Below are 13219 nucleotides of genomic sequence, written 5' to 3' on the forward strand. Positions count from 1 at the left end.
CCAACCTATTCAGTCAGTATTTCTGAGGAGTTAGAGAGGAAGCGGGAGCGGGAGAACATGGTGGGCGATACAGGTATCGAACCTGTGGCCTCTTCCGTGTGAAGGAAGCGCTCTACCACTGAGCTAATCGCCCGACCGCAGGAGAGTCTAGCACGAGATTTCGGCGTGGTTCAACGCTGTCTCTCTCCTTGACTTCACCAAAAGACGGTTTCTAGAATGAGCGCCTTTCACGGCAAGGAATGTCGATCATGAGAGATGACATCGTCATCGTGGGTGGTGGTCTGGCCGGTTCGGAAGCAGCCTGGCAAGCGGCAAATCGCGGGGCCAGAGTCACGCTCTATGAAATGCGCCCAAAAGAGATGACGAAGGTACACAAAACCGGAGGATTGGCCGAGCTCGTGTGCTCGAATTCGCTGGGATCCACCGATCCTCTGAATGCGCCCGGTATTCTCAAGGAGGAAATGCGCGGCCTGAACTCGCTGATCATTTCTGCCGCCGAGCAAGCCCGGGTGCCGGCCGGATCGGCGCTGGCTGTTGATCGTGAGCGGTTCTCGCAGACCATAACCCAGGCTTTGGAAGGACATCCTTGCATCAGAATTCTTCACGAAGAGATCGCGGAAATTCCCGTGGATTGCCTTTGCATTATCGCCACAGGGCCGTTGACCTCGGATAAACTCTCCCAGGCCATCCGCGCTGTGACGCAATCGAAGCACCTTTATTTTTACGACGCCATCTCACCGATCATTGACGCGGATTCCATTAACATGGACATCGTCTTTCGTGCCTCTCGTTACGACAAGGGCGGAGATGACTATCTGAATTGCCCCATGACCGATGCCCAGTACGATGCCTTTTACGACACACTGATGGCAGCGGAGAAGGTCCAGCCGAAGGAATTTGAGAAGACGCCCTATTTCGAGGCCTGCGTTCCCATTGAAGTGCTGGCAGAACGTGGCCGCCAGACCATGCAGTTCGGTCCTCTGAAGCCGGTCGGCCTGAAGGATCCGCGGACCGGAATTGAGCCCTCGGCAGTCGTGCAACTGCGGACAGAAAATATCCATCGCACGTGCTACAACATGGTAGGATTCCAGACGAAACTCACCTACCCTGAGCAAAAGCGCGTGTTTCGCATGATTCCCGGGCTTGAACAAGCCGAGTTCCTGCGGTATGGGAGCCTCCATCGCAACACCTTCATCAATTCCCCTCAACTCCTCTTCAACACGCTGCAATTCAAGGCGCGCGGCACACTATTTTTTGCGGGGCAGCTCATCGGCGTGGAAGGCTATACTGAATCAGCGGCTATGGGAGGTTTGGCCGGCATCAATGCGGCGCGGGCTCTGGCAGGGCAACCGATGATCACGCCGCCACCCACAACAGCGCATGGCTGCCTGGTTTCTCATATCACGTCATCGGACCCTCGCCATTTCCAACCGATGAACACCAATTTCGGCTTGTTTCCTCCCTTATCGAACCCTCCCAAAGACAAAGACAAGAAGCGCCGCTCGTTGAGCCAGCGTGCCCTCGAGGATTTCAACTCATGGAAGATACAATCAGGGCTTTCATAAAGTACCTGCACGTTGAGCGGAATGCGTCGGACGAGACCATTCGCAATTACCGATCCGACCTTCAACAACTGGCAAGATTTCTCCGTCGAACGGAAGAAGACCCCATTCGCATCCCAGTCGATGCAGTCACCAGCGACGATGTTCGTGCCTATCTCCACAGCCTGGATCGACAGGGCGAGAAGGCGTCATCCTTGGCGAGGAAACTGGCCTGCCTTCGGAGTTTTTTTCGGTTTCTGGTGCGCGAAGGTGTGGTCCGGACGAACCCTGCAGAAAGCCTGAGAAGCCCTAAGCTGCCAAAGCCGCTCCCTCGAGTGTTGACAAAGGACGATGCCGCGGCGCTCATGGAATTTCCTACGGGGCTCTCACCGCTCTCCTTGCGGGATCGTGCCTTGCTCGAAACATTGTACTCCACTGGTGCTCGAGTGAGTGAAGTCGTCGGAATCAACCATGGCGATCTGAACGAGGCGGACGGGGTTGTCCGTCTGAAGGGCAAAGGTCGCAAGGAGCGGGTGGTTCCGATCGGGGACGTCGCGCTGCACGCGATCCGGGAATATCGGACATCCTTGCGTGTGCCGGCCAGCGGCTCACGGATATCAGCTCCGCTGTTCTTAAACCATCGTGGAGCCCGGATTACGACTCGGAGCGTCGCCCGAATCGTGTCCCGGTACTCCAGCCGTCTTGTTGGCGGGTCGGTAAGCCCTCACGCCCTGCGGCATTCCTACGCGACTCACCTGCTCGACGAAGGGGCGGATCTCCGCTCCATACAGGAAATGCTCGGGCACACCTCGCTGAGCACGACACAAAAATATACACATGTGGCGACGGATCAACTCCTTGCCGTCTATGATCGAGCCCATCCTCGAGCCAAGGCAGCGAGCATCATCTCGGGAAAGGACCGGAAATCTTCATGATCATTCGATCGACCACCATCTTGTGTGTCCGACGCGACGGACGGGTTGCCATGGGATGCGACGGCCAAGTGACCGTAGGCACCACAGTGATGAAGCACAACGCCAAGAAGCTTCGACGCCTGCATCATGATCAAGTGTTGGCCGGATTCGCCGGGGCCACCGCGGATGCCTTTACGCTGTTCGAGAAATTTGAGAGCAAGTTGGAGGAGTATCGCGGCAATCTCACCAGGGCAGCGGTTGAACTCGCGAAAGATTGGCGAACCGACCGCGTGCTTCGACGCCTGGAAGCGCTCCTCGCCGTCGCAGGTCGTGACCAGTCGTTCGTCATTTCGGGAACCGGCGATGTGGTGGAGCCGGAAGACGGCATTCTGGCGATCGGCTCGGGTGGACCCTATGCTCTGGCGGCTGCCAGAGCCCTGTTACGCCATTCGCAACTCGAGGCCCCGGTGATCGTCACCGAAGCCATGACCATCGCGGGCTCTATTGACATCTACACTAACCAACAGATTATTGTTGAAGAACTTCGAGGATAATTCATTCTTATGAAGCATCTCACGAGCGACTCCGAACCGTTGAATCTCAACAGCCTCACCCCGCGTCAAATCGTCGAGGAACTGAATCGTTATGTGATCGGGCAAAAGGACGCGAAGCGGATGGTCGCCATCGCCCTTCGCAACCGCTGGCGGCGCCAGCAGGTGGCTCCCGACCTGCGCGATGAGGTGATGCCGAAGAACATTATCATGATCGGGCCGACCGGAGTCGGGAAGACCGAGATCGCCAGACGGCTCGCCAAGTTGGCCGAAGCCCCTTTCCTCAAAGTCGAAGCGTCGAAGTTCACCGAAGTCGGCTACGTCGGGCGCGATGTAGAGTCCATCATTCGCGATTTGACCGAGCTGGCCATCAATATGGTCAAGACCCAACGCCTGGCTTCCGTTCAGCAAAAGGCCGAACAACAGGGAGAGGAGCGATTGCTGGATCTTCTCTTGCCGCCGCCTCCCCCTCGACCAGGCTTTGGGGAAAGCACGGGCGAGCCGTCCACCCACACGCCGCCGGATTCCCACGAGGCCACCCGGTCGAAACTTCGACTGCAGTTGCGGGAAGGGAAGCTGGACGAGCGAACGGTTGAAATGGAAGTAAAAGAACGCGGGCTTCCGGTCGGCGTGATCTCCAACGTCGGAGGGCTTGACGATCTCGAGAACAATCTCCGTGACATGCTGGGCGGTATGTTCCAGGGTAAGAAAAAGAAGCGGGTGATGAAGGTGCCTGAGGCGCTCAAACACCTGACGCAGGAAGAAGCCCAGAAATTGATCGATATGGATGACGCCACGCGTGAAGCGATTGCCAAGGTGGAACAGACCGGAATCGTGTTCCTCGATGAGATCGATAAGATCGCCGGCAGGGAACGGACCATGGGACCCGATGTCTCGCGGGAAGGCGTGCAACGCGACTTACTCCCCATCGTAGAAGGATGTACGGTCACCACGAAACACGGCCCGGTCGTGACGGATCACATTCTCTTTATCGCCGCCGGCGCCTTTCATGTGGCAAAGCCGTCCGATCTGATCCCGGAGCTTCAAGGACGGTTTCCTATCCGGGTGGAACTCAGTCCCTTATCGAAAGAGGATTTCGTCCGTATTCTGACGGAGCCGAAAGGCGCGTTGGTCCGTCAATATCAGGCCTTGCTGGCCACAGAAGGCCTTACCATTGAGTTCGCCAAAGACGGCCTGGAAGAAATCGCCGAGGTCGCGGTGCAGGTGAACGAACGGACCGAGAACATCGGCGCGCGCCGGCTCTTCACCATTATGGAGCGGTTGCTTGAGGAGATCTCCTTCGAAGGCCCGGGATGGCCCGACAAACGAATCGACATCACCGCCTCTTACGTGAGGGAGCGTTTGAAAGATATCGTCAAGGACCAGGATTTGAGCCGGTATATCCTCTAAGAGCTGACCATCGGCGGCGGCGGCCGATACGGTCGCCCCACTTGATAGCTTGGAGCCAAGCATGAACCGACTGATCAAGAAGGCCAACGTTCTCATCGAAGCCCTTCCGTATATTCGCACGTTCCGCGGGAAAACAGTGGTCGTCAAATACGGTGGCCATGCGATGACGGACGCTTCGCTCAAAGAACGCTTTGCGCAGGATATCGTGCTATTGAAGTATGTGGGGATCAATCCCGTCATCATTCACGGCGGCGGCCCACAAATCGACAAAATGCTGGATCGGCTCGGCATCGAAGCAAAATTCCGTCACGGCGTCCGCATCACCGACGAAGCCACGATGGAAATCGTGGAAATGGTCTTGGCCGGGAAAATCAACATGGAGATCACCGACCTCATCAACCGGCACGGTGGCAGCGCAGTGGGTTTAAGCGGAAAGGACGGTGGCCTGATTCTCAGCAAGCCGTTGACGGCCAAGGCCTGGGCAGAAAGTCTGGAGCGCGACTTGGATGGAGAAGACGGTGAAGGCGACTTCGGATTGGTGGGCGACATTGAGAAGGTCGATCCGGGTCTGTTACGCAATCTTCAGGACGACCACTACATCCCGGTCATCGCACCGATAGGAACAGACCGCGAGGGCAATACATACAATATCAATGCGGATCTCGTAGCCGGGGCGGTGGCGGGGGCATTGCGCGCGGAGAAGCTTCTGATGATGACGGATATCAAAGGCATTCGCGATGCCAACGGACGCCACCTTTCCACGGTGTCTCGAAAAGATGTGCAACGTATGATGAAGAAAGGGATCATCACGGAAGGCATGATCCCGAAAGTTCATGCCTGCCTGGAGGCAATAGCTGAAGGAGTCGGCAAGGCCCATATCATCGATGGGCGCATTCCCCATGCCGTTCTGCTGGAAATCTTTACGCACAAAGGTATCGGCACCGAGATTGTGACCTAATCCTTCCCTGGACGGAAACCCACGTGCCCGTTGATCGCAACCTTCTCAAAGAAGACCTTCGCCATCTGGTAGGGGAGCGGCATCCCTTGTCCTCTCCAGTCCGCTTACAGCAGGCGGAAGGGTATCTGCGACGCCGGTTCATGGAGGCCGGGCTCGCCGTCACTGCGCATGAATTCGAGGGATTGGGCAAGCCCTATCGGAATGTCATCGGAACGGCGCGTTCCAGTTCTCTACACGATGAACACGTGCTCCCTCTGATTCTTGCCGCGCACTTCGATACAATTGAAGGGTCTCCGGGAGCTGATGACAATGCCAGCGCGCTCGCGGTGCTCCTACACGCAGCTCGTCAGGTCCGAAGCATGAGATTGGCCAGGCCGATCCAGTTCATCGCCTTCAACTTGGAGGAGCACAATCTTCTTGGCAGCTTCGCCTATACCTCATTCCTTCGAAAGAACCATCATGCCATTCATGGAGCGATCGTGCTGGAGTGCGTCGGTTATGCGAGCCATCAACAAGGTTCGCAGAGAATCCCTCCCGGTGTGCCGATCGCCGTTCCCACGACAGGAAATTTCCTTGCCGTGGTCGGCAATGAGCGGTCACGGGACTTGACGGGCTCCATCGCCCAGACGATGAAATCGCACCTTCCGGTTGTTCCGCTGGTTGTGCCGGGCAACGGAGAAAAGCTGCCGGACACAAGACGCAGCGACCACACATCGTTCTGGGAGCAGGGCTTCCCGGCCGTCATGCTGACCGACACCGCGAACTTTCGTAATCCCCATTACCATCGACCGACCGATACCCTCGACACGTTGAATCTCGACTTTATCGCCTCAGTCGCCGATGGGATCACAGCAGCCGTTATGGCTTTGGCCGCCCGACCTATTACGTAGCGTTCATTCAGTGTATTGCTAGACTGCCCGCTGCGCTGTGCGGAGCAAGAAGGACGTAACTTTCATGGGAGAGCTGATCGATGCCTTCACGAAAAGCCGATCTTGTCCCTGATTCCTTAGAACCACTCATCCTGGTCGTTAGAAACCAACGCGTCATCCTGGATGCGGATTTGGCCAGACTATACGGAGTGCCAACGAAGCGCTTTAACGAAGCCTTCAAACGAAACCAACAGCGGTTTCCCGATGACTTTGCCTTTCAGCTCACCGCTGTTGAGTTCAACAACTTGAGGTCGCAAATTGCGACCTCAAGTTCGCAAGCTACCGGGATGACAGGGATAACCAAGAACTCGTCGAAATTTCCGACCGGTTCCAACCGGTCACAATCTGTGACCAGTTCCCACGGAGGGCGCCGGTATCGTCCCTGGGCGTTCACTGAGCACGGCGCCATGATGGCCGCCAATATTCTCCATAGCGAACGGGCGATCCACATGAGCGTCTTTGTGGTCCGAGCCTTTGTGCGGCTGCGTGAACATATCGCAGCCAATCGGACCATCCTCAAGCGCCTGGCAGAGATTGACAAGACCTTGCTCGAGCACGATACCGGCTTGGTCGATCTGTACGAGAAACTGCAACCGCTGCTGCAACCGCCACCCGACGCACCCACGCGACGGATCGGCTTCCAGTCGAAGGGAAAAGCGTAGGTATGCGCAAAAGCTCTCATGAGCTCGACTTCAATTATGATGATTGGTCCTGAATGCGAAGCCGCAGTACACCTCTCTTACAAATTGCTTGACACTTTTCAATTGCCCAACGCCATCCTATCTCACCTTTCCCGAATAAAACGGACATTGCACTATGACTGCTGCAATCGATGTTCACATCGGCTCTCCGCTGGAACATCAATCCGAAAGATCATTCCTCCATCAACTCTGTGATGATCTTCGTCAAGCCAATTGTAACGCAATCGTTCTAGCCAATTTCTACCCGCCGACTTATCCCCGTCAAATCGACTTTCTTATTGTGACAGAACGATGTGCGGGACTCATCGAGCTTAAGGCATTTAGCCAGCCAGTGGAGGGAGGTATTAACGGTGAGTGGAGTTTGGTCCTGCCGGACAGGTCGAGAAAGAAGCTTAACTTGCCAAATCCTCATGAGCAAGTCGTTCAATGCAAGTTTGCGCTCAGTGATGAAGTCCGCAAGCATTCTGGAAAAGACCCTGATCAGTGGTTAATCCCTGGCAACAATCCCTTTTACAAAGCCATAGAAGGAATGGTTTGCATTTATCCTGAAATTCTAATTGGCTCGACTGTGACGCAAGGAGACTTTAGAGCAAAAGTAGTCGGTTACCAGGATTGCTTGAACATTCTGAGTGTTACAGGCTCACGATCACCAAATTGGAACAGAAAGCAATGGCAAGCCCTCGTAATGCATTTGGGATTGGCGAAATTGGAGGAGGATAGTCAGCTCCGAGACGCAACGGATGAGGATGCCCTTGCTTCAGTGACAAGCTATGTGGAACGTTTTTATGACTTCTGGCGTCCTCGGATGGGGAAGCTGGTTCCCCTAACGCTTCGAGGAGCAGACCGCACGTATAAGACTAGCGATATGCTCGGGATCATTTCAGATGGAAAGCACTATCAAATCATTGGGCCATCTGGAACCGGAAAAACAGAGCTTCTCCTTCACGCCGCCTTGCATTCTCTGGCGAATGGCATCGTGACCATCTTCGTGCAAGTGAAAAATTATGACGACGAACTGTCGTATCTTCTTGATGTGAGCGTGTCCTACCTTCATCCCGGTAGCTTTACTGACTTATTGAAGCGATGCAAGGCCCTCAACAAGCGGACAGTCCTTGTCGTGGATGCGTTCAACGAATGTCCAGGTGATAAGAAGGACAGATTCCTACAGGAACTCCAATCATTGATTCTCAAGGAGCCACTTCCCGTCATTATCACCGCTCAGGGTCTACTCGATCTACCGCAGCATCTCAAGGGTGAAACACTGGCTTTTGCTGATTTGTCTTTGGAGGACAAAAAGGCCGTCTTTCAGGTGCGCGCTGGTCATTTCGGTGGAGATATGGCGAACTTGGTGCAGCCGTTTAAGACTCCTCTGGAGTTAAGCTTGGCCGGCCAGTGTGTATCAGAATCGGTGGCCGATGTGACTCAGATGACAAAAGTGGACCTGTTGGAAACTTACACGCGTCGTCTTACTGGGAGAACCGGTGATCCGTTAAAGGTCCGTGAACTCTTCATGAAAATTGCGGAGGCAATGGGGATCCGGCTCACCTCCAGTCTTCCGCTTCGGGAAATAGAACAGCTGGCATTAACTATTTTCGATCATCATACTTCCGCAATCGATCTGCTCACGAGGGCTTTACGCTCCAATCTTATAGAGGTTCATTACAATCGTGGATCTTTTCGCCATGAACAGTTCCAGTTGTATTTTGAAGCCGAAGCTTTTCTTCGACAGAACTGTGAGCGACAGGTCCTCGCTTCAAATCTTGTTCGACCGCGAAATCGGCATCTATCTGATATGGTCATCCCCATGATTACCGATGAGGCCGCGTTACGAGATGTGCTGATCGCACTGGAAGATGTCGAAATCATAGCAGCGTGCTCACAGGGTAGCTTAGGGCCGCTCGCAAAGCACGTATCCAGAAGTGATGCGGTACAAGCGCTCCATATCTGCTACGTCAACGCGGGGGAATTCGCCCTTCGTATTGGCGATCAAGCTGTTGGGCATCCGTTCGTCGATTCATTGGTGAGTGGAGAAGGCGTCCTATCTTTGAAGAGCTATGAAAAGGCGCTGTTACACGTCGCAGGATCTCTCGTGTACGAGGACGTATTTTTCGATGAGGTATTGTCCCTGATTCGAAAGACTGACAACAGGATCGAACAAATACTAAAGGAATGGCCTCCCGAACATAGGAAGCTCGCTAGAGGAGGATTGTTTGCGGATCTATACGTATTTGAAAAACTAGGAGAAGGGCTATGGCCCACTTCATTCATTACCACAGCATGCCATAACGCTTTTCGGTCTCAAGCGAAGCCCCCGGTGCTATCAAAAGTCGCTCTGTTGCTCGATGGCTCAAGGACTCCTACGTCCGGAGAACTGTACCTCTGCGCCCTCTTGCTCCGTCGACATCAAGACGGACCTCCGAGCAATCTCCCCAGGCTCTTACGGCTATCCTGGGGTACCGGGCTCTATCATCTCAGGCTTGAAACGCTTCAACTGGTTCAGGGGTATGCACATGCGGTAACAGGACCGTTACGGGATGAGATTGTTGAAGTACTTTCTGGTTTTGAAACGAACAACCTTTTCCTCAATACACAATTGGTGGAAACAAGCATGGCTTACGACCTGATAGAACCAGTGATCGATGCTACTGGTGCATCCATGGAGATTGACGAGATTATTCGAGCTGACGATACCCCGGAAACCCGAGAATGGGCCTATTCGGCAATAAACAAGCAATTCGAGGACGTGTTTCAAGGGGCCTATTGGACAGCAATCCGTGAACTCTCAAAAGAGGATCTTGTCACTCTCTATACACGAGGGTCACTTGGCGCGACCAGCTATGGCTTTTTCTGTGATTATGTCCTCGAAGAGTTGCTTCAATTGCGAGACATAAGAGCATTGCCTGCCTTCGAGCGATGGGCAGCAGAAATAGACGTGGAAAGTTCGAACACGCGGGAAACCGCTCGCGCGTATGCCTTGGCACAAGCCGGATGTGCCATGTTTCGACCCTTCCCAGCACAACTAACCAATCTAGACTCAGACGCGAAACGTGCTTGGCAACTCTATGGAGAGATCTTGTTCTGGGGAAACAAATCGACGCTCTCGCATGAGGACATTCTGGCGAAGTGTACACCTCTTTGGGAGAAGTTGAGGAGAGAGATTCCTTTCGAAGCCATCGACCCCTTGATGCATTTGTGGAATGCTGGTCTGTCACTAGATATGAAGCTTCCCATAAAGGGCCTTCTAGAATTAGCCGCGGACTTTCGGGACATGGTGCTATCTTTGCTGGAATTGGGTTTGGTCAATCGAGAAAGGCTCATCACCATCTTTGAGCGTTCGGCTTCATTTCAGAAAAACAGACGGACTATGTTCCTCATCGAACTTCTCGGTGAACTTGGTACGTTATCGGGCATAAAAGCGTTGGAGACATTGGCCGAAACGCCGGACTACGGCCAGACCTCTGTTGAAGCCATCCGTTCCATCAGAAGACGGAGCGGAGAATGAGTGTATAGAAAACCAAACTTACGTGGCGATCAGCACAAGGATGGTCGACTTCGCATCCGGCTCATCGACCTCTTTCAATCCCTGCTCCACCGCACGTTTCAGAGAGAGGTATGAAAACTCGATTCGATCCGTGGGTTATCGGAACAGCATCGAGACTGAACCATTTCGTGCCACCCTGGCGATGAACGGCTTCTTGTGTTTGCGGAGAAACTTGGCGATGGCCGGCAAGGCCTTCACGAAGATCTGTGCCATCTCTTCTCCTTGAAGATCGCCCGCAGTCAAAATGAAGGCGCCGACGCCCGCGTTCATCAGCGCCTCTCGTTCGAGATTTCTGTATCTGATGCGGTGGTCTTTGGTCAGAACAATCCAGCCGTTCCGTCCGACTCGGGTTAACCAGTCCTCATCCTTGGCATTAGGTGGGAAGTAATCGTCGTGAATGTGAACGATGGCGCCTGCCTGGCGGAGTGCGGTAGCAATGCGTATCTTCCCAAGGGAGCGGTCGAGGAAAAAGACAGGAGGTTCAGGCTGCTTCGAGGGTGAGTTCACATCTGATGGCTTCTTCGATTTCGGCCCGCTGACGTCCATAATCCTCTGCGAGCGCATCCATTGATTCGCCTGCTTTATATCGTTCCGCGATCACCGCGGTCGGAATACCAGTCCCAACCAGGACCGGCCGGCCAAAGGACACCAGCGGGTCAATGACGACGGCTCTCGGTTCCTCTTGCAGATCCCGTTTCCGGGTGAACGGATACAGCCGGACAGGAATACCTTGGAGGTCTCGCTCAATTCGATGGAGGTGCGCTTCAAGCACTGCTTGGATCGCTAATTGCCCCTCCTCTGAGATGTTGATGAGCTGGCTGAATTTCTTGATGAATAAATTCAACCCGTCTGTGACAAACTCCTGATCGGCCAACGGGTGACGCGAAGGAAACTGTTTGGTGAGATAGTTGACCGCCGTTCTGACCTTCTCCAGCGGGATATCGTATTTGCGACGGATGGCATCCAATACATGAATTTCGATCAGGTTCATGAATGAAAGCAGCTTCACCGGAGAATGGGGAGGGTGGATGATGGGCCTTGAGAAACGCACACCGGCGTCGCTACGGTAATGTCGGCCGGACACCCAGTCTCGAATCGTAGTACGCGGGATGCGCAAGTAGTGGGCAGCTTCGGTTATGCCATAGGTGGCGACTTCGCGGACATCATGAGACTTGGAAAAGGCTGAAGACCTCTTAGTGACCATTAAGCAAGCTTATAACCTCCAACGAACCACGGGTCAAGAGAAGAAGCCCGAGCATCGCTTTTGAGCAGGCTCATATGACATAAGTAAGCAGCCATGCAAAAACGCCTCTCTGGTCCAACTCGGCAAGCCATCGCCAATGTATTTGATCGCCTCGATTACAAACGGCTGGAGTCCGTCTACTGTTATGAAGGCGGCGATGAGTTCTGGCGCACCAAGCGAGCGCCATGCCGGCGACTGGGAACTACTGTGGCCGAAGCTCTCGTACGGAGGTTACCGTGTGATGGGAGAAGTCTTTATGTCGGCGCCGGAGTGTCGGAGCTTCCGGCACTGCTTGCCGAAGCGATCGGCCGCCAACGCAAGGTGGAGCCGTATAACCTCCGGCGATCGGAGGTAACGGTGCTCAATCGTGCGTGTCGCAGCTTACCGGTTCGTTTCCACGCTCTCGATGCGTCCCGGGCACAAGGTCGATTCAACCACATCTGGATCGTCAGCGTGCTCAACGATCCGGAGCGGTTTCCGCATCTCTCCACACTGTCATATGGTCGCGCTGATCCGGTCACCTTCCAGCATGTGTCCTATCAGAAAGAGCGGCGGATCGTCCAAGCGATCGTGAACCGCTGCATGTCAAAATTAGATGTGCCGGGCCTGGTGACTACATCCACGGAGGAAGTGGTGTGGATTGCGGACTGGTGCCATCGACACCACGTGCCCTATCGTGTGGAGCGGAGGCACTATCCCACGGCGCTCGTGGGCGATCCGATCTGTTTCATCAAAGTAGGAAAGGAGTGATTGGTACCTGCCTGATCGGTGTCACAGTTCAAACCCGGTTTTCTTCCCCGTATCGTCCATATACTGCCTCGCATACTTCACATAATTGTCCGCCGATTCCCTGATCCAGGCCAGCTCCTTCTCCGTGACCGGTCGTTTGACCTTCGCCGGGGCGCCAAGGATCAGACTCTTCGGCGGAACGATCGTACCCTCCACAACGAGTGCGCCGGCTCCTACCACCGAATCCTCCCCGATCACCGCGCCGTCCATGATGATCGCGCCCATTCCCACCAACACACGATCGTGAATCGTGCAACCGTGCAGTACGACGTGATGGCCGATCGTGACCGCATTCCCGATCACTAGGGGGTGAGTGTCATGAGTGACATGCAACATACACAGGTCTTGCACGTTGGTCCGATCTCCGATCCGGATGTAATTCACATCACCCCGAATGACCGCGTTGAACCACACACTACAGTCCTCGCCCATGACGACATCGCCAATGACGGCGGCGGTGGTTTCAACAAAGCAAGACTTCGGGACTGTCGGCTTGATGCCCTGAAAGGTGCGAATCATGTGGAACACTCTAGGGGAATTGATGCAGATCCCGCAAGGGTCTGATTGACAGGCTTTTCGACCCTCCCGTAGACTGCCTGCATGTCCCAGCCCCTGATTGTTCCACAACGTTCTAAATCGGCC

General features: G+C 54.5%; 12 protein-coding genes and 1 tRNA gene. 9 read left to right on the forward strand and 4 right to left on the reverse strand.

The window, feature by feature from the left end; all coding sequences use genetic code 11:
* Positions 1-58: 58 nt before the first annotated feature.
* A tRNA-Val gene (locus H8K04_19495) sits at positions 59-133 on the reverse strand.
* A 115-nt stretch (positions 134-248) separates the two neighbouring features.
* On the opposite strand from H8K04_19495, the gene trmFO reads away from it, so the two are divergent.
* The 8 genes from trmFO to H8K04_19535 all read left to right on the forward strand — a co-directional run bounded on the left by trmFO (position 249) and on the right by H8K04_19535 (position 10506).
* A complete protein-coding gene (gene trmFO / locus H8K04_19500) occupies positions 249-1565 on the forward strand; it encodes a methylenetetrahydrofolate--tRNA-(uracil(54)-C(5))-methyltransferase (FADH(2)-oxidizing) TrmFO (protein UVT15948.1) in 1317 nt (438 codons plus the stop codon).
* Positions 1538-2476 carry a tyrosine recombinase XerC gene (gene xerC, locus H8K04_19505; GenBank protein UVT15949.1) on the forward strand — a complete coding sequence of 313 codons (939 nt, stop codon included), beginning with the start codon at positions 1538-1540 and terminating at the stop codon, positions 2474-2476. The genes trmFO and xerC overlap by 28 nt, the downstream gene beginning before the upstream one ends.
* Positions 2473-3009, forward strand: a complete 537-nt coding sequence (gene hslV / locus H8K04_19510; protein UVT15950.1) for an ATP-dependent protease subunit HslV — start codon at positions 2473-2475, stop codon at positions 3007-3009. The genes xerC and hslV overlap by 4 nt, the downstream gene beginning before the upstream one ends.
* Before the next feature lie 39 nt (positions 3010-3048).
* Positions 3049-4416 (forward strand): ATP-dependent protease ATPase subunit HslU, encoded by a 1368-nt coding sequence (hslU, locus tag H8K04_19515; protein ID UVT18049.1) that lies wholly within the window; start codon positions 3049-3051, stop codon positions 4414-4416.
* 61 nt (positions 4417-4477) lie between these two features.
* On the forward strand, positions 4478-5374 hold the full coding sequence (gene argB, locus H8K04_19520) for an acetylglutamate kinase (protein UVT15951.1): 897 nt from the start codon (positions 4478-4480) through the stop codon (positions 5372-5374).
* A 23-nt stretch (positions 5375-5397) separates the two neighbouring features.
* Positions 5398-6264, forward strand: a complete 867-nt coding sequence (locus H8K04_19525) for a M28 family peptidase (protein ID UVT15952.1) — start codon at positions 5398-5400, stop codon at positions 6262-6264.
* An 80-nt stretch (positions 6265-6344) separates the two neighbouring features.
* On the forward strand, positions 6345-6965 hold the full coding sequence (locus H8K04_19530) for an ORF6N domain-containing protein (protein ID UVT15953.1): 621 nt from the start codon (positions 6345-6347) through the stop codon (positions 6963-6965).
* Between the two features lie 154 nt (positions 6966-7119).
* Positions 7120-10506: an NERD domain-containing protein gene (locus tag H8K04_19535; GenBank protein UVT15954.1), complete on the forward strand. Its 3387-nt coding sequence runs from the start codon at positions 7120-7122 to the stop codon at positions 10504-10506.
* 135 nt (positions 10507-10641) lie between these two features.
* Here the strand turns inward: H8K04_19535 and H8K04_19540 are convergent, their stop codons facing one another.
* Both H8K04_19540 and H8K04_19545 read right to left on the reverse strand, forming a co-directional pair.
* Positions 10642-11052 (reverse strand): hypothetical protein, encoded by a 411-nt coding sequence (locus tag H8K04_19540; protein UVT15955.1) that lies wholly within the window; start codon positions 11050-11052, stop codon positions 10642-10644.
* On the reverse strand, positions 11027-11749 hold the full coding sequence (locus H8K04_19545) for a DUF433 domain-containing protein (GenBank protein UVT15956.1): 723 nt from the start codon (positions 11747-11749) through the stop codon (positions 11027-11029). Before H8K04_19545 ends, H8K04_19540 begins: the two co-directional genes overlap by 26 nt.
* A gap of 93 nt (positions 11750-11842) precedes the next feature.
* Between H8K04_19545 and H8K04_19550 the strand changes: the two genes are divergently transcribed.
* Positions 11843-12538: a hypothetical protein gene (locus tag H8K04_19550; GenBank protein ID UVT15957.1), complete on the forward strand. Its 696-nt coding sequence runs from the start codon at positions 11843-11845 to the stop codon at positions 12536-12538.
* Positions 12539-12559: 21 nt separating this feature from the next.
* On the opposite strand, the gene H8K04_19555 is transcribed toward H8K04_19550, so the two are convergent.
* A complete protein-coding gene (locus tag H8K04_19555; GenBank protein UVT15958.1) occupies positions 12560-13096 on the reverse strand; it encodes a gamma carbonic anhydrase family protein in 537 nt (178 codons plus the stop codon).
* Between the last annotated feature and the right edge of the window lie 123 nt (positions 13097-13219).

The organism is Nitrospira sp. (genome assembly GCA_024760525.1).
Taxonomy (GTDB): Bacteria; Nitrospirota; Nitrospiria; order Nitrospirales; family Nitrospiraceae; genus Nitrospira_D.